The sequence below is a fragment of the Sphingorhabdus sp. genome, assembly GCF_023910635.1.
Taxonomy (GTDB): Bacteria; Pseudomonadota; Alphaproteobacteria; order Sphingomonadales; family Sphingomonadaceae; genus Sphingorhabdus_B.
Window position 1 is genome coordinate 1 of sequence record NZ_JAAVVZ010000013.1, and the last position, 17,535, is coordinate 17,535.

Consider the following 17,535-nt stretch of genomic DNA (forward strand, 5'->3'; position numbering starts at 1 on the left):
TCCCCTCCCGCAGGCGGGAGGGGTTAGGGGTGGGAGCGAGCCGGAGGCGAGCCTTGAAACCTCACCGTCACAGGCCCAGCCCCTCCCGCTTGCGGGAGGGGAGTATGGCCGTGTTCACATAAACGCGGATCAATATTTCGATAATGTCCCGCGCATCGCATGGGAATTTCACATCGGCGGGTATCAGCCCGCGCAGAAATGGTTGAAGGACCGCAAGGGCAGGGCATTGTCCTTTGACGATGTGGTCCATTATCAAAAGATCATCAAAATCCTGTCCGAAACCGACCGCATCATGCGCGACATTAGATTGCCTCTTCCCTGAACCATTGATGCCCGCGGCAGGGTGCATGGACGCCGACATAAAGTTAATATTACTTATGTTTTAGTAAACTATAATATTAGTTATAGTTGTTAATAATAAAAAAGGGGGAACATACGCCCCCCCTTTCTCATTAATTTAGAAATTATTATCCGTTGACGCCGCCTGCGCGACCGCCACCAAAAAGCCAGTCCCAAAAACCTGCTGTTTGGTCTTCGACTTGTTTAGCTTTTTCAAGCGCTTTCATGTCGTTTCTCCATTAAAACGTGGCCTGCTCGACCAACATGTTAATATAATGGAAAATTAACTATCTTCAACAATTGTTTATTAACCAACTTTATTATGAAATGTGGTTAAGTAGATGGAGCAGAAATTGAGAAGATTCAGTGGTATAGCAATAATCTTTCCTTTTCCTTTATCACAACCATGACGTCGTAACGCGGTAAGTACATCGCGATCATCAATGCCATTTGCTGTAGTAATGATGTGATTTGCTTTAGCGATTCGCAGTGCGCCAACAGCAAAGATCGCACTGCTTGTTGAACCAAGAAGTTCTGCGCAAAAACTCTTTGCCAAGAATATTTCATCGGGCTGAAATTGATTGATGAAATCAATGTCAGCATCGGTTGTGCCAAAGTTACTTATACCAATGCGAAAGCCGTGCGTTTGTAATTTGTGCAATGCCACGCGGACGGCATCATTCAATTTATAGTCGTGGAGGTCGATGACTTCGAAGGTCAGGTTGGATGGCTGGCATTTTGCATTCCATATGTGTTGCAGCATATCCGAAGCAAAGCCGTCATCTAAAAGCATAGCCGGTGATATTTTGACATTTACGGCAAAGTCGGACTGCTGTTTGACCAATTGCCCTGCGGCCATGATCGCCTGTGTGCATAAATAGGTGCTTACGGTTTTTAAGTTGCCGCTATGCCGGGCCATCGCAAATAATTTGGCGGTATTGATTTGACCATAAGCAGGATGCGTCCAACGCAGCGCGGCTGCGGCGGAGCGGACCTGACCGTCACCCAAATTCTGTTGTGCCTCCAGCACCAATTCCATATCGCCATTGTTCATCGCGGTTTCAAATTCGGACGCGAACTGCGGTTGTAACACACTGTCGAAATCGGCAGTGGTCGCTATGGTGAAGCTAGATTGCGATATGCTGGCGTCTACCGATGCCGCAAGCGCGCTTTCCATGCGGCTCTTGATATTTTTGTTCACGTTGCGGTCAACGCCGAAATAGATATCAATATCGATTTTGCGACCGTTGATGACCAGCGGTTCAGCAAATAATCGCCGCAAACCTTCCAGATGATCCGCAAGCTTGCTTGTCGCGATGCTTGGCATTTCCCAGAGGAATTGTTGATTATCATTATGGGTGATCTGTTGTTCGTCAATCACCGTGGACAGGCGGTGGCCCACTTCCTTCATAATGGCGATTTCGTCCTCTTGCCGGACATATCCCAATCGTGTTTCGGCGCGGATCAGCGTTGCGCCAATGAACAGGGCGTTTGAAACAACTTCCTCCACCAAATATCCGGTCATATTGAAAAAGCCGGTGCCCGCATTGCGTTGGGAACGAATAAGCGCTGCCTTTTGGCGCGACACTAATATGCCCACGCCTGCTATCAATGCCAAAGCGGGCATCGGATCATTGGCAATGTTAAGCGTTGCCAGCCAGGTGCTCGCGCTCAAAATCGCCAAAGCTGCTGCCCAGCTAATATATTTGCTATATTGGAGGCCGCGCCGTGTTAGCTGCATCGCGCAAATGACAAGGGCAAAGGCGAAAAAGTAAAACCAGCCCCAGTTGACCGGAATACCGCTTTTGAGCGTCTCTGCGGCCAACGCATGAAAGATAACGCCGGGTTGGTCGCCCCATCCGGGCATCGAGTGGATATCATTTTGGGTGGGGTCGGTTACACCCAATATGACGGTCTTACCTTTCAATATATCGGGGTCTGCGGTCTGTTCTAAGAGACCGACAGGCGATATCAACGGCACCGATTTGGGGTCAAACGCATAGTCGACCGGAAAAGTATTGAGGTTTTTCGGGTCCAAACCCGCGATACTGGCCGCAAGGGAAATAAGCGGGCCACGTTCGGTCTGTATGCTTATCGGCGCGTCCCAAACGAAACCGAAAAGATACGGAAGCGAGGCGGACACCACGTCGGTTGACCCCACAACATCCGGGTGGGAGAAAATGGAACGGGCTGCGTCATTCTCGGATCGTGCGGCAAGCGCGATGACTTTGGTCGGCGCTTTTAGCGTTTCGAGCGTATTGCGCAGGCGGCTGTCTGCATATGCGGTCGTGCGGCCTTGATAGCCGATGTCCACATAAATCGCCGCTGGTGCGTAACCGTCGATTTTCCGGAGCAACTCAGCCTGCTTGTCGCGCGGCCACGGCCAACGGCCAACGGCATCGATAGACGCAGAATCGATGCCGACCACGACAATATCGCCGGATACTGGTTTAACCGCAGCCTTGGTTTGAAGGGCGTAGAGCCCAAGTGCCAAGGGTTGAAAAAGATTGAGCGCGCCCAGCACGCCGCAGACAATTGCGACGAGCAGAATTTTTCGGCCGATGGTTGCCTTGTTGAGATTAAGCGCCATGCGTCGGGGCATAGCCCTAACATGGTGAAAATTTTGTTAACCTTGCGTCGCGTGCACGTACCTTTGTCATTTTGACGCCGCGAAGGTGCATTTAAGTGGTCCTGACCCTAAATGATTTGATGGGTTACCCATCATGCGACCGCGCGCCAATTCGCGTTGGGCCAGATCGCGGCACGTAATGTGCCGGCAATGGCCATGATGGACAAATTGCAATGCGACGGCCAAGGTGGACGGGTACGCAACAGACGATAAGGATGCCGCAGATGCAATTTACCGCCGGCTTGATAATGCTCGCCTCTTTAGGCGCAACGATGACGCCAGCGAAAAGCGACGATGCAGTGCAGCGCGTCGCGCAAAGTGCAAGCTATTATGGCTTGGTGCAGCAGCTTGATTCCGAACATGACCGCATCGTGGACGAAATCATCACACTGGTCGAAATTCCTGCCCCACCTTTCAAAGAGGCAGCGCGTGCCAAGGCATATCACGATATGTTGCGCGTAGCGGGGCTTCAGGACGTCGAAATAGATGCAGAGGGTAATGCGATGGGCCTGTATCGCGGATCGGGCCCTGCGGGCGGCCCTGTGCTCGTCCTTGCGGCGCATCTCGATACGGTCTTTGCCGAAGGCACGCCGTTAAAGGTGCGCCGCGACGGCACCAGATTATATGCGCCGGGCATCGGCGACGACACACGAAGCCTTGCCGTCATTCTGGCCTATGCACGGGCGATGAAGGACAAAAATGTGCGTCCGCGTACCGATATATTGTTCGTTGGCAATGTGGGTGAAGAGGGGCCGGGCGACTTGCGCGGTGTGCGCTATCTGCTCACCAAGGGCAAGTATAAGGATCGGGTGAAAGCATTTGTGTCCATGGACGGCACCAACCCCGAACGCGTGGTCAACGGCGGCGTAGGGTCACGGCGGTACCGGATTAGCTATAAGGGACCGGGTGGCCATAGCTATGGCGCATTCGGCCTGGTGAACCCCATGGTGGCCATGAGCCAGACCGTGACCGAATTGTATAAGATACCGGTGCCCGTTTCACCAAAGACGACCTATGCGGCGTCTGTTACGGGCGGCGGCACGTCGGTAAACTCCATTCCCAATGAAGTGTTTATGGAATTTGATTTCCGTTCCGAAAGTCCGGCGGAGTTGACCAAAGTCGAACAACGGTTTTTGTCCATCGTGCAGAACAGCATAGATGCTGAAAACAACGCGCGCGCCATTACAGAGGGAAAGATTGTCGCCGAAACGAAGCTTATCGGTGACCGGCCAGCAGGCATGACGGCGCAAAGCGCCGCGATTACGCAAATCGCGGCGGCCGCCATTCGCGCAAATGGTATGACGCCGCAACTGACCGCGTCGTCGACAGATGCCAATCTGCCCATGAGCTTAGGCGTGCCAGCCTTGACCATTGGATCGGGCGGAAGTGGCGGCCGCGCGCATGCGCTCGACGAATGGATTGACGTGGAAAAAGGACAAAGCGTCAAGGGCATGTCGACAGGATTGCTGATGTTATTGACCATGGCCGATATGCCATAGCCTCAGCGGGAACTTCGTTGCGGAACCTAGGATTATATCTGGGTTGTTACGAACTGTTTTAGGCACTAGCAGTCAGGCAACTAAGGGTGATCTAAAAAATGTTGCGACGTAAAGCAGTTGTCATTGGTGCAGGTATTGGCGGCATATCATGTGCCATGCGGTTACAAAGCCTTGGCTTTGATACGCAAATATTGGAGGCATTGGATGCCCCCGGTGGCCGTGCCTATGTCCGCAAGGCGGATGGCTTTACATTTGATATGGGGCCGACGGTGCTTACGGTGCCGCATTTCATCGAGGAATTGTTTAGCCTGCAGCAAGACCATGCCATGCTTGGCGAGCCCGACTTTCCGCCGCATGTTTTGGATGAAAATAACCGCGTGCGTGAGGGCATCTCGGGCGGACCCAATACCAGCAAATATGTCGAAATAGTCCCAATTCTTCCATTTTACCGTATCTATTTCGATGACGGCACGTTTTTTGATTATGATGGCGATCCCGTCAGCACGCGGGCGCAGATCAAGCGTTTGGCGCCCGAGGATCTTGCGGGATATGAAGCCTTTCACGATCAAGCCAGAGCCATATTTAAACGTGGATTTTTGACGCTGGGCTATACCTATTTCGGCAGCCTTGGATCGATGCTGCGCGTTGTGCCCGATTTGCTGAAGCTTGGCGCGGTGCGGTCGCTTTTCGGGATGGTAAGCAAATATTTCAAATCAGACAAAATGCGGCAGGTATTCAGCTTTGAACCTTTGCTGGTTGGCGGCAACCCGATGAAGGTGCCTGCGATTTATGCGATGATCCATTTCGTCGAAAAGACTTGGGGCATTCATTACGCCAAGGGCGGCACAGGCGCTCTGGTGGCGGCTTTAGTCAAAAAGTTTGAAGAAATGGGCGGCCGGTTGCGGCTCAAGGCACCTGTGCAACGGATACTGGTGGAAGACGGCGTTGCCAAGGGCGTCGAGCTTGCAAGCGGTGAAACGATATTTGCGGATGTTGTGGTGTCGAACGCCGATTACGCAACGACCTATCTAAAGCTGGTAGATAAGGCGCATCGGCGCATTAACCGCGATGCATTGGTGAAATTCCGCAAGCAATCCATGTCGTTGATGGTAATTTATTTCGGCTATGAATGCCGCGACAATGACCCTGATTTGCGCCATCATAACATCATATTGGGTCCCCGATACGAAGCTTTGCTTGATGAGATTTTCGAGAAGAAGGTGATGAGCCCGGACTTCTCGCAATATCTGCACATTCCGACACTGACCGATCCGGCTATGGCGCCTGCGGGCCATCATGCCGCTTATACGCTCATTCCAGTTCCCAATAACGCAAGCGGCATCGACTGGGACGTCGAAGGGCCAAAGCTGAGCGCGCGGGTGCTGACCTTCTTGGAAGAGCGCGGCTATATCCCCGATCTTGCCGCGCGGTTGAAGCATATGAGCTTCATCACGCCGGATTATTTTTCAGAAACCTTGGGTTCCTATCTTGGCAATGGGTTTGGCGTGGAACCTGTTTTGACGCAGACCGCCTTTTTCCGTCCACACAATAAGTCGGAAGATGTGCACAATCTCTATCTGGTAGGCCAAGGCACGCAGCCAGGTGGCGGTACGCCGTCGGTGATGATGTCGGCCAAAATGACCGCACGCGAGATAGCCCGCGACCTAGGGTCAGGACGACTTAAATCCACCTTCGCGGTTTGAGGCCATACTGTTCAGTGCAAGGCGGCAAGCGCAGGACTTAGTGGTTCTAAGTCCAAGCTTGTCAACGTGGCAATGGACAATATGGGCCAAATCCAAAGGACGCCAAAATGGCTTCGATCTCAAAGCAAAACGCCCTTGCAGGCAGACTTACTGCCTACGGCGGCCATTTTCCTTCGATATCTTTGCCATTTTGACGCCGCGAAGGTGGATTTAAGTGGTCCTGACCCTAGGCGTCGATGCATCCGTCGTAAACGGCGTGCCAGATCAGCGGGAAGCCGCATTATAAGGACGGCCTCCTAGTTCAGCGGCGTGCTGGAACCCTTCATGCGGCGCGTTCGCTGATTTGGTCAAAAGGACAATCGAGCCGCCAGGAAAAGCCCGTTGGTGCAAAATTGGCTGTGACTTCTCCGCCGAGGCCCATCTCAACAACTTTACCTGTGACCATCGAACCAAATCCGAGTTCTTTTGGAGGAAAAACGGGAGGGCCTTCAGACTCGATCCAGCTCATGACAAGGCGATCAGAGGTCTTACCCGCTATCTTTTGCCAACTTATGTCAATGCGACCTTCGATATTTGACAACGCCCCGTGTTTGGCGGCGTTTGTGGCGAGTTCGTGCACTGCCATTCCAATTGTCTGGACTGCCGCTGGCGACAATTGCACACTATCTCCCGAGATCGTAATGCGCGATCCGATAAGATCTTTGAAATGGTTGAGTTGGGCACGGATCAGGGCATCAAGCGATACCCGCTTCCACTGATTCGCGACAAGAACGTCCTGACCGGCGGCCAAGGATCGAACTCGGGCAGAGAATTTTTTCAGAAAATCGGCATGATCCACCCCGCGTGTCTGGCTTGCGACGGATAAAACGACCGCGAGAAGATTTTTGGCGCGATGGTTTATCTCACCCATCAGAAGTTGAATGTGGCGTTCACGATTTTTTTCCTCCGTGATGTCGAGATTAGTGCCGACTACCCACTCGGTCTTTCCATCGGGACCCGCACGCGCTGTTTCTACAGCGCGAATGTATCGAACGTCACCACCGTCGCGTGGAAGGATCCGAAATTCGCGTTTGCTTGCGCCGCACCTGATGACCGTGTCTTGTAAAACGGCATTTTGGTTGGCCGCGTCTTCAGGATGAACGCTCGCGATATAGTCTTCATATTTCACCAGACCATCTGTGGTTGGAGGTATCCCATATAGGTCGAACATTGCCTTGTCCCACGTGACTTGCCCAGTTGGAATATGCCATTGCCAAAGGCCAATACCGGCGGTTTCAGTTGCCAGATGTGTTTTAACTTCACTTTCGCGCAGTTCATCGATGGCGTTTTTTCGTTCGGTAACCCGCTGCTGCAGTTCCAAGACCAGCTCTGCTTTTGCATTCGCCAGATTAAGGGTTAATTCGCGCTCCTTAATCAATTGCTGGTTCGCCGCCTGCATACCGTGAACAAGCAACAAATCGGTCGCCACCACAAAAACGTAAAAACCAAGTGCAACTTGCTTTCCAGCGATGCTGAACGAATAAGTGGGGGTGAGGAAGTAATAATACGCAACCGCGCCACACAGCATCGCCGATATCAAGCCAAACCGAACGCCAAACAGGAATGAAGTGATAATGACAGCCGGAAAAAATGTGACGTAGGGAAATCCCGGCGGGAGCATGGGAGCGGTCTCAACGCGCAAAAACCATGCCGCAGCGAAAATAGCTAATGTGCAAGCCAACTGCAAAACTGGGTTCTGATCTGCCAAAGGGAGGCGCATGATCCAGGCGGTCATTCGGCTGGGCTTTCCGCGATCGAGAGTGGTTGTTGCCATGATCCGCCTTAGCTGTAGCTGTATAGCTATTGGTAACACAACTATTCTTGAAACGAACTATTTAAGTGGTCCCGACCCTAACAGTAATCTGAAAAACGACACCGCCATTTTGTCATGATACCGCCCCGGTTTTACCAATCCGATGCGGGTCGCCGCCGGCAGTATATTCGCCGCCAAACTGCATTTGCCGCCATTTGCTTATCGCACTGGGCCACGGTCAGCTGATGTAGGCGGATTTAAGTGGTCCTGACCCTAGCAAGCATCCTTTTGTATCGCAAAAGCGTTTTTCAGCGCATTCAACACAGGGTCAGGATTATCATTTTTGAGCGTGATTGCGCTGACGTCATACCGCGCGCCATCGCTTAAGGGCATGGGCATGACCGTCAGGTCGAGCGCACGTGCTTCCCTATTTGCGAAGGAGGCGGGCAATAAGGTAATCATGTCGCTTTCAGCCACCAGAGCAAGGCACGACACGAGGCTGAGAACGCGGTAATGTGGGAAGCCGGAGCGGCGATATTTTTCTTCTATGTCTGACGGAATTGCCGAGCGGTAGTTTCTATCATAGCCAGGAATGGCCCATTTATACTGAAGCATCTCATCCGAACCAAAGGCGCGTTGCAACACCGGATGGTCTTTGCGCATCACGGCAACATACGCCTCGTCGATTATCTTATTGATGTGAAACAACCGCTGTTCGGGAATGGCGCTAACGCTGGTGGAATGAAAAAGTAACATGTCCGCCTCCCGTTGGCGTAAACGGCCTGCGGCTATATCTAGGGGAAGGGTTTCCGCCGTCACGCGAATGTTGGGATGTGCCTTGTAAAATGACGTGAGGGCTGGCGCTAAGGATGCTTCCATCACTGCGGGTCCTGCAATAAGCCGCAAATGTCGTGTACCGGATAAGACCTCATCGCCGATTTGGTCCGCTAAAGCCAAAAGCTCCTCCGCCCGTTGCGCAAGGCGGTTGCCGGCATCGGTGGGGACAACACTGCGCGTGGTCCTGTTAAACAATTCTGTGCCCAGTTCTTGTTCAAGCATTTGAACCGATTTGGTCAGTGCCGAATGCGTCATGCCGAGCTCGTTGGCGGCCCGGCTGAAACTTTTGTTGCGATACACGGCGACGAACCGGGATAGCCTATTCAGATTTATATTCATGTTCCAATAATTACATAATATGCATTTATTATTCAATTTTTTAATTTTTTAGGCCGTCTATCTCTGTCATCAATCGTGGGAGAGAAATGTGTGACCATAGGGCAGTTCATCAACCAAAATTGGTTCGTCATAATACTTGCTGCTTTTGCACTGGGTATCTTGCTCGAACTGGGTGCTATTCGCTTTCTCAAGCGCAAGGGTGATGTGCCGTTGAAAGACTCAGCTCTCTCGATTTTTCTGGGGCTCGCAAGTGATCCTGTAAATGCAATATTTGCCTTTATCACCACCGCCGCTTTATTTGCGGCGGCACCCTTTGCCATTGGCGAAATACCAATCACTTGGGGATCGTTCCTGTTGTGCTTTGTTCTCGACGATCTGCGGTTCTACGTGCACCACCGCATATGCCACCGCGTCCGTTGGGGTTGGGCCATGCATGTGGTCCATCATTCTTCCACCAACTTTAATATGCCCATTGCGCTGCGCCAAAGTTGGATGAAGCACTTTACGGGCACGATGATGCTTAAGATTCCGCTCATTTTAATCGGTTTTGATCCTGTATTGGTTGTTTTTTGTGGGGTCTTGAATGCAGCCTACCAATTCTTCCTCCACACCGAGACGATCGACCGTTTGCCAAGGTGGTTTGAATATATTTTCAACACGCCAAGCCATCACCGCGTGCACCATGGTCGAAATCCAGAATATCTGGATGCGAATTTTGCCGGTACGCTGATTATCTGGGATCGCATGTTTGGCACATTTGTGGAGGAAGACCGCGCCGTGCCGGTTGACTATGGCCTGGTCAAGAATCTGGAGACATTTAACCCATTCACGATCTTAACGCATGAATATGTAGGTATTGCGCAGGATGCGACGCAGCGCGGGCTGAGTGTATGGCAGAGATTATGTTACATTTTTGCGCCGCCCGGCTGGAGCCATGATGGGTCGCGTTTGACATCAGCAGACATCAAACGTGAGGCGGGTTTGCTGCCCAATAATGAAGTCACAGCGCCACTGCCGAGAATATAATGCCTGCCCATTACGCGCTATCCGACGCGGCAATATTGCTCGTCACGATCTTTGCTGGAAACATCCTTTGGCGAAACGGAAAGGCTTTGCCGGCATTTGCCATGGCGTGCTTTGGAATAGCGGCCTGTATCGGGGTAGTGCGTTTTGGCGTTGGTTTGCAGGACGCGCTTGCTGCTTTGCATGCGGGTGCTTCGCAAACATTAGGCCTTGCCGGCGCCTTGGCTATGGTGTCGCATTATCTCTTCCCTTCTGAGGGTCGAAAAGAGATAGGAATAATCGCAGCCATGTTAACTGCTGCCTTCGCGATCTTTTGGTTCGCGCAACCCTTGCTAGGCCCCGTGTTCTTATTGGCCCTCACGCTTGCATGTGTTGCTTCCATTATGCGACCGGGCGCATCGCGGCCTTTATGGCTTGTGCCTATTGCCTGCGCAGTGATGCTTGCAAATACGCTGTTCATCCGGCGTGCGGCGTGGCTTGATGAGGCGGTAGCCTGGCATATCTATCATGTGGTCATTGCTTTGGCTCTCGCTGCACTCGCGAAGGGTTTGATGCCAGTCGAGCGCAGCGTGCGGTGATCCAAAAAACAATTTCCTGCCGCACGCCAGACCCAAACTGTACGGAGTTGCAGATTTAGCGTTTTTCCATTGAAAGTTCTTTAGGATCAGGACCACTTAAATCCACCTTCGCGGTTTGAGGTCATTTTGACACCGCGATGGTGAATTTAAGTGGTCCTGACCTTTGGTAGTTGCGACCTGCGTCGCCTTTGGGAACGCGATCTTAGGTCAATTATTCCACTGACCAGTGCCAGTGGCTTTGTTGCCCTTTATGTGACCAGTCATGTTGCCGGATCGTTTCGTATAGGCACCAGTCAGTCCAAGCATGCCGCCGATGCACGACTGCTCGGCAGACCCCATGATCGTGCAGCCCCAGTACGATGTGTACGTTCCGTCGGGAGCCGTTGTGTCGCACATCATATGGACGTTGAAGATTTGCGCGTTAGCGGGTTGGGTCATGCTGATGCATTTCGAGCTGGTTTTTACCACCTTACCTTCGAAAATACCCTCTGCGGTGGAAGAGATGACCTGCGCGCCAAACGGTCTACCATCAGGTGCTACGCCACCCACAGTGGTGCTTGGTGGAGAAGAAGTTGAAGTCCAAGTGAAGGATTGTGCGGAAGCAAGGCTACTATTGGCCAGTGCGGCAACGGCGATGACTACATAAAAACGAGTTCTCATGATTATTGTCCTCCAAACAACGCCATTTTGGAAACAACATTCCACGACGTTGTTTTTAAAACATAGAAATATTATATGTTTTGTCAATTTAAATGGTCTAAAGTTATTTATACTATATTGTTCAATAATTTAAAATATTAAACTTTTTAAATAGACAAATTATATATATCAAAAGATATGTAATTAAAATTTACGTTATTTTACCACATTTTTTTTGACTCAGAATGACAAATGATACTTTAACAAGGTCACTACACGAACTTTTCGGGGGAAAATTCTGATGCCTTACAGATACGGTCATTATTATGTCGGCTTCGTGCTGGCCGTTATCTTAGCGGGCTTTTGGAAAAGCTACTTTAGCATAGCAGGTGCAGTTCCATTTGCGTTTCATGCACATGCATTTTCAGCGACGATCTGGCTCCTGCTGCTGATCCTCCAAAGCGCGACAATACACGGACGTCACAACGCCTTTCATAAACTGGCGGGACTGGCGAGTCTTGGTCTTTTCCCGCTTCTTATTGCCGGTTTTGTAATGATACTTAACGTGACAGCGGCACGATACGCGGCTCAAGAAAGCCCGTTCGTCATGTTGCTTGGGCCATCATTCGGCATCGGCATGTTCATCGCGATTGCAGCATATCTAACGCTTTTTTACCAAGCGTTGCGACACCGAAGAAACATTCGGTTGCATGCAGGGTATATGCTTGCGACCCCGCTAATCCTGTTTGAATCTCCATTTAGCCGGTTGATGGAGCAGGCACTCCCTTGGATGAACTTTATTGGAAGTGAAGGGCCAATGGCTGTGATCGACGTCATCGCAATTAGTAACGGCTTGGCGATCCTCTTTGCAATGACCCTCTACTTTATGGATCGCAAGCATGGCGCGCCTTGGTTGGTGGCCTCAGCGTTCATGGCGACGCAAACCATCATGATGTGGTTTGCGCCATCCACTCCATTGTTGCATACACTGTTTAAATTCTACGCTATGCTTTCCCCAGAACTCACTGTCTTAACGGGTATGTTAGCGGCTGTTCTGGTTGGTTATTTCGGTTGGCTGCGGGGGATACGAGCGATCCGGCCACCAGTGCAAACCAGTCCGACTTAGGGTCAGGACCGCTTAAATATCACCGCGAAGGTGCTATTTATGCGTTCGCGCCCTAATTACAAATGGATGAAATTTACGGAGTCACATCGCGCACCGACACCAGCTCTTTTAAGCAGGCGCGGGGCAATATTGCTTCAGATATTCACCATGTGACGGCATGTGCTGGACAACAAACTGGATCGATTTTTCCATTTCATCGATTTCGCGCCGCGTAGTGGGTTCTTTCACTGCGTCAGCCATGGCGTTGTGCCCGCCCATCTTAATACCCTGTCCCATCATGACTGCTGCCCAACTGGTTTCGGTAAATAGCTCATCATCTTCGCGGAATATTTGGCCGTTTTGGCGGAACAGCTCAACTTTCTCTGTCAGGCTGTCGGGCACGGACATGTTGCGGCAATAGTTCCAGAAGGGGCTGTCGTCGCGTGTCGTGCTGTTATAATGCAGAATGAGGAAGTCGCGAATGCGCGCATATTCCTTGCCTGTTAAGCGGTTAAAGGCATCCTCTTGGGTTTGGGTAACGCCGTCGAGGGAAAGCAACGCAATCAGCTTGTTTATGCCCGTGTTCACCAAGTGCAGCGACGTCGACTCCAGCGGCTCCATGAACCCCGATGCAAGCCCGAGAGCTACAACATTTTTGTTCCAGAACTTCTTTCGCCGTCCGGTTACAAATCGCAGGAAATTTGGCTCCGCGCCCGGTTTGCCGGCAATATTGTTGATGAGGATAGAATGCGCCTCGTCATCAGACATATATTCATTGCAATAGACATGGCCATTGCCGTTGCGGTGCTGCAACGGCACCTGCCATTGCCATCCCGCCGAATGCGCAGTGGCGCGGGTATACGGCAAGGGGCCGCTGCCATCTTCACGCAGGCAAGGCAAAGCCACGGCGCGGTTACAGGGCAGATAATTGGACCAGTCATCATATCCAGTCTTGAGCGCTTGTTCGATGAGTAATCCGCGAAAACCCGAGCAATCGATGAAAAGATCGCCCTTCAACACGTCACCGTTCTCCATGGTCACCGACGATACAAAACCGTTTTCATTGTCTAATGTGACGTCAGAAATCTTGCCTTCACGGCGGACAACGCCGCGCGTTTCTGCATAATTGCGCAAATATCTGGCGTAGCGTCCCGCGTCGATGTGATAGGCGTAGTTCACCGGCGGAAGATCTTCGCGCTGATAATCTTCGGTTCGGGCAAAGCGCCCGAAATGTGCTGCCATTGTTTCTACATTGAAGACCTGGATTGGCCGTTTGTCACCCGATTGCTGATATTTGTGCCAAACATGGTGAAAGGAAATACCGTCAACCTGATAGCCGTAATTACCAAAAGGGTGTATATAGCTATCGCCGATTTTGCCCCAGTTTACGAACTGGATGCCAAGCTTGAAACTGCCTTGCACCATCGACAGCATGTCGCGCTCGTCGATACCCAATAATTGGTTGAATTCAATAAACGGAGGTATCGTTGCTTCGCCCACGCCAACGGTGCCGATTTCTTCGGATTCGATAAGCGTAACCGAGACTCTTTTGCTCTCGCACAAGCGCGACATGGCTGCTGCGGCCATCCAGCCCGCGGTTCCACCTCCAACAATGATGATATGCTCGATTGCCATTTAGCCTCTCCCTTAAATATTTCTATAACGATATTGTCTCAATGTGCAAATTGTGAACGTTCATTTTATCTCTTGTGAACGCTCTCAACTAGAGATATGACTATGGTCAAAGAGGGAAAATACCCTCCGAATCACTCATGAGGGAGGATCTTTTGGCACACAAATCTTTATTCGGAGCATCGCGATTACAGCGCCTTGCCGTCTTGACGACAGCTTCCAGCATTGCACTATGTGCAGCGCAGCCCGTGTTTGCACAAAGTGCAGATCAACCGGATGACGCTGCTGAAGGCGCTGAGGCTGAAGACGCTATCATTGTTACTGGGTTTAAAAAATCACTTGAAAGCGCCCAGAACATCAAGCGCGACGCCGATACATTTGTCGACGTTATCACTGCCGAAGATATTGGTGCACTTGCTGATCGTTCCGTTGCTGAAGCATTGCAGCGCGTTCCTGGCGTCAATATTTCGCGTTTCGAACAGCGCAACGACCCTGACCGATTTTCAGTCGAAGGTTCAGGTGTCATCATTCGTGGCTTACCGTTTGTCCGCTCTGAATTGAACGGTCGCGACATTTTTTCTGCCAATGGTGGCCGAGAACTGTCATTCAACGACGTGTCGCCTGAACTTCTTGGCCGCGTCGAGGTGTTTAAGAACAATACCGCCGATATGATCGATGGCGGCATTTCGGGAACAGTCAATCTCGTCACCCGCAAGCCCCTTGATAAACGCGGTTTCCACATCGCTGGCACCGTCGAAGGTAATTATGGCGATCTCGCCAAAGAATGGTCGCCGGGTTTCTCCGTCCTCGGTTCGAACACCTTTGAAACTGGTATCGGCACATTCGGCATCCAACTAGCTTATGCGCAGTCGGAATTGGTCACACGCACCGATGCATCGCAAATTACCGATCCTTGCTATCGCGCGCAGTCGCTTACTGCGGCCTGTATTCGTGTGCGGTCGGTTGGCTCGGGCGGTTTTAGTGGTGACACGCAACTGAACGAAGCTAATTTCCCACCTGCAGGCGCAGTGTTTGTGCCAAAAGGCGCCGGCGTTCGCACAACCGATCTGACGCGTGATCGCAATGCCTATTCTGCGGTCGGCCAGTGGGAGAGCAACGACGGTCGGGCTCAAGTTACGGTTGAATATCTGCGCGCAGAAACCGAAGCGACTTTGAATGAATTTGCAGTGCTCGCGTTGGTCAATGATGATGGACTATTTCCCGTTATCGCCCCTGGAACGACACCGACTTTCAACGGCAATCAATTTGCCAGCGGGACGCTGACCCAATTCCAACCATTTAATGGCGGGCGCGGGATTCCTACCGAATTACTGCGGTTCCAGCGTGAAGATGCGGCTAAAACCGAAGATATGTCGGTTCAGATTAAGCTGACGCCAACAGACCGTTTGCGCTTGAACTTTGAAGTGCAGCGTATCAAGTCAGACCGGACCGAAGATGGTTTTATCTCGGCGATGCAGACCTACACAGACGTTTCGATCGATAACACCGGCAGCACACCGCTGGTTCAGTTCCTTGAGCCTGGCACCGCCAATTCACCTGCGAGCTATTTCAACAATCCCGCACGTACATTTTACTGGTTCCTTCTGGATAATCAGGTGAAGAATGACGGCGAACTGACGAGCATGCGTTTTGACGGCGAATATGATGTTAGCGAAGATGGCTTCTTCAAAAAAGCCCGCTTTGGCGCACGTTGGGGTGACCGCAATCGTGTGACCCGCAGCGCCAATTTCTCAAACTGGGGCAATTTGGGCGCGCCATGGACAGGGCGCGGCGGCAATTGGAATTGCGGCGACTTCCAAGCCTTTGGTTGCGGCGGCGCCTATGTAAAAGACTTCCCGAACTCCTCGCAACTCCGCAATCCTTTTGGCGACAATTTCCAACGCGGTAACGCGCCAGTTCCTCTCGGCGATGGCTCGGCCTTCTTTTTTGGCGGAGACAATGTACTCCAAGATTATTTGAGCGGTGCCGTCCGCACACAAGCGGACGCTATTACGGCCTATACGCTAACGCCAAATGCTTGGTTTCCGATTTCAGCGCGGAGCAATGTTTTGCCCGGCGGGCCCTGGACGAAGGGCGAGATATCTGACGTTGATGAAAGCACTAGCAGTGCCTATGCGCGCGTCGATTTTGGCACGGACCTCGGAGGCGTTACGCTCGACGGCAATATAGGCCTGCGGTATGTGAGCACAAAGGTACGAAGCGGGGGGTCGTTTACGCTACCATCGCCAGATTTCTTCGACAATAATGGCAACAAGGACGGCGTGGTCCAATTGGCAGAGGTGCAGGGATCATGTGCCTTTATTTTGGCAAATAACATAACTCCAGTGCCCGGATATTGCGGTCTGTCACCAAGCCGCCAGGCCGCCTATGCAGCGCTATTCACGGGCGAGATTATTGCCGATCCGCTGAACGTCCGCTTTACAAACTGGCTGCCGAGCTTCAACGCAAAGCTTGATTTCGGTAATGGGATGTTGGTGCGCGGCGCGGTATCGAAGGGAATTTCCCGGCCGGACCTTTCATCATTTGCATCAGGTGGCGGTGCTTACGATAACACCACCAATCTTCGCGCCGGCGGAATTCTGGACACTGGTCCTTTGCTCGGCATCGGTACGGGTAACAAATTCCTGCGCCCCGCAGAAGCTTGGAACTACGACCTTTCGTTCGAATGGTATTTCAGCAAAGTCGGTTCGCTTTCCGTCTCAGGCTTCCTGAAAGACATTAAGGGAATCGTTAACGGAGGCGCTATCGTTCGTCCGTTTAAAACGCCCGGCGGTGTTAACACAGATATTTTGTTTAATACGCCGGTCAACAGCGATGGCGGTACGTTGAAGGGTTTCGAAGTCGCTTATCAGCAGGCATATGACTTCCTGCCGAGCGTCCTGAGCGGGCTGGGGTCACAGTTGACGTACACATATGTCGATGCAGGTGACTTCAACAACTCTAATTTGGGTGCGGAGCAAAGTCCGTTTAGTGGCGGCTTGCCATTGGCTGGTGTATCAAAGCATACGATCAACGCAGTGGCTTTTTATGAAAAGGGGCCACTGTCAGCGCGCGTTGCCTACAACTGGCGCTCTGACTTCCTGCAGACACCGCGCGACGTCATTTTCCCGTTCTCGCCAATTTATGGCGAAGCGACAGGGCAGCTTGACGGGTCGATCTTTGTGTCAGTCACACCGCAGTTAAAACTCGGCGTACAGGGCGTAAACTTGCTCGACGAAGTCACGCAGACGTCGCAAGTCATCGACTTTAGCGGAACCCGCGCAACGCGCTCGGCGTTCCGGAACGATCGACGCTTCACTTTCCTTGCTCGATTTGAATTCTAACACTTAGTATCAGTGTTGCGGAAAAGCGGACCTTGGTCATATGACTTGGGTCCGTTTTTCTTTCAGCCCGCGTCTC

The 17,535-nt window shown here is 51.7% G+C and carries 12 protein-coding genes; 7 read left to right on the forward strand and 5 right to left on the reverse strand.

What is annotated here, in order from left to right; translation table 11 throughout:
- Positions 1-322 (forward strand): type ISP restriction/modification enzyme (locus tag HEQ34_RS08990; RefSeq protein ID WP_296199846.1); only part of this gene is annotated, 322 nt, incomplete at its 5' end.
- 324 nt (positions 323-646) lie between these two features.
- Here the strand turns inward: HEQ34_RS08990 and HEQ34_RS08995 are convergent.
- Entirely contained in the window at positions 647-2,929 is a 2,283-nt protein-coding gene (locus tag HEQ34_RS08995) for an EAL domain-containing protein (RefSeq protein ID WP_296199848.1), read from the reverse strand.
- 263 nt (positions 2,930-3,192) lie between these two features.
- On the opposite strand from HEQ34_RS08995, the gene HEQ34_RS09000 reads away from it, so the two are divergent.
- Positions 3,193-4,467 (forward strand): M20/M25/M40 family metallo-hydrolase, encoded by a 1,275-nt coding sequence (locus HEQ34_RS09000; RefSeq protein WP_296199850.1) that lies wholly within the window; start codon positions 3,193-3,195, stop codon positions 4,465-4,467.
- Between the two features lie 98 nt (positions 4,468-4,565).
- Complete coding sequence (crtI, locus tag HEQ34_RS09005; protein ID WP_296199852.1) at positions 4,566-6,170, forward strand: phytoene desaturase family protein; 1,605 nt, start codon at positions 4,566-4,568, stop codon at positions 6,168-6,170.
- A gap of 322 nt (positions 6,171-6,492) precedes the next feature.
- Here crtI and HEQ34_RS09010 read toward each other — a convergent pair whose 3' ends face one another.
- Positions 6,493-7,944 (reverse strand): HWE histidine kinase domain-containing protein, encoded by a 1,452-nt coding sequence (locus HEQ34_RS09010; RefSeq protein ID WP_296199854.1) that lies wholly within the window; start codon positions 7,942-7,944, stop codon positions 6,493-6,495.
- Positions 7,945-8,235: 291 nt separating this feature from the next.
- Positions 8,236-9,138 (reverse strand): LysR family transcriptional regulator, encoded by a 903-nt coding sequence (locus tag HEQ34_RS09015; RefSeq protein ID WP_296199856.1) that lies wholly within the window; start codon positions 9,136-9,138, stop codon positions 8,236-8,238.
- A 90-nt stretch (positions 9,139-9,228) separates the two neighbouring features.
- Here HEQ34_RS09015 and HEQ34_RS09020 point away from each other — a divergent pair, with 90 nt between their 5' ends.
- Together HEQ34_RS09020 and HEQ34_RS09025 are read left to right on the forward strand one after the other, a co-directional pair.
- Positions 9,229-10,164, forward strand: coding sequence for a sterol desaturase family protein (locus tag HEQ34_RS09020; RefSeq protein WP_296199857.1), 936 nt, complete (start codon positions 9,229-9,231; stop codon positions 10,162-10,164).
- Positions 10,164-10,739 carry a hypothetical protein gene (locus HEQ34_RS09025; RefSeq protein ID WP_296199859.1) on the forward strand — a complete coding sequence of 192 codons (576 nt, stop codon included), beginning with the start codon at positions 10,164-10,166 and terminating at the stop codon, positions 10,737-10,739. The genes HEQ34_RS09020 and HEQ34_RS09025 overlap by 1 nt, the downstream gene beginning before the upstream one ends.
- A gap of 207 nt (positions 10,740-10,946) precedes the next feature.
- On the opposite strand, the gene HEQ34_RS09030 is transcribed toward HEQ34_RS09025, so the two are convergent.
- Positions 10,947-11,399: a hypothetical protein gene (locus tag HEQ34_RS09030; RefSeq protein WP_296199861.1), complete on the reverse strand. Its 453-nt coding sequence runs from the start codon at positions 11,397-11,399 to the stop codon at positions 10,947-10,949.
- Positions 11,400-11,679: 280 nt separating this feature from the next.
- Here HEQ34_RS09030 and HEQ34_RS09035 point away from each other — a divergent pair, with 280 nt between their 5' ends.
- Positions 11,680-12,504 carry a hypothetical protein gene (locus tag HEQ34_RS09035; RefSeq protein WP_296199863.1) on the forward strand — a complete coding sequence of 275 codons (825 nt, stop codon included), beginning with the start codon at positions 11,680-11,682 and terminating at the stop codon, positions 12,502-12,504.
- Between the two features lie 108 nt (positions 12,505-12,612).
- Here the strand turns inward: HEQ34_RS09035 and HEQ34_RS09040 are convergent, their stop codons facing one another.
- A complete protein-coding gene (locus tag HEQ34_RS09040) occupies positions 12,613-14,118 on the reverse strand; it encodes a tryptophan halogenase family protein (RefSeq protein WP_296199865.1) in 1,506 nt (501 codons plus the stop codon).
- Between the two features lie 152 nt (positions 14,119-14,270).
- On the opposite strand from HEQ34_RS09040, the gene HEQ34_RS09045 reads away from it, so the two are divergent.
- On the forward strand, positions 14,271-17,459 hold the full coding sequence (locus tag HEQ34_RS09045) for a TonB-dependent receptor (protein WP_296199867.1): 3,189 nt from the start codon (positions 14,271-14,273) through the stop codon (positions 17,457-17,459).
- Positions 17,460-17,535: the final 76 nt, after the last annotated feature.

Excerpts from the sequence above, each read along its gene's own strand:
- HEQ34_RS08995 (WP_296199848.1), bottom strand. The coding sequence starts at position 2,929 with ATGGCGCTTAATCTCAACAAGGCAACCATCGGCCGAAAAATTCTGCTC.
- HEQ34_RS09000 (WP_296199850.1), top strand. The coding sequence starts at position 3,193 with ATGCAATTTACCGCCGGCTTGATAATGCTCGCCTCTTTAGGCGCAACG.
- crtI (WP_296199852.1), top strand. The coding sequence starts at position 4,566 with ATGTTGCGACGTAAAGCAGTTGTCATTGGTGCAGGTATTGGCGGCATA.
- HEQ34_RS09010 (WP_296199854.1), bottom strand. The coding sequence starts at position 7,944 with ATGACCGCCTGGATCATGCGCCTCCCTTTGGCAGATCAGAACCCAGTT.
- HEQ34_RS09015 (WP_296199856.1), bottom strand. The coding sequence starts at position 9,138 with ATGAATATAAATCTGAATAGGCTATCCCGGTTCGTCGCCGTGTATCGC.
- HEQ34_RS09025 (WP_296199859.1), top strand. The coding sequence starts at position 10,164 with ATGCCTGCCCATTACGCGCTATCCGACGCGGCAATATTGCTCGTCACG.
- HEQ34_RS09030 (WP_296199861.1), bottom strand. The coding sequence starts at position 11,399 with ATGAGAACTCGTTTTTATGTAGTCATCGCCGTTGCCGCACTGGCCAAT.
- HEQ34_RS09035 (WP_296199863.1), top strand. The coding sequence starts at position 11,680 with ATGCCTTACAGATACGGTCATTATTATGTCGGCTTCGTGCTGGCCGTT.
- HEQ34_RS09040 (WP_296199865.1), bottom strand. The coding sequence starts at position 14,118 with ATGGCAATCGAGCATATCATCATTGTTGGAGGTGGAACCGCGGGCTGG.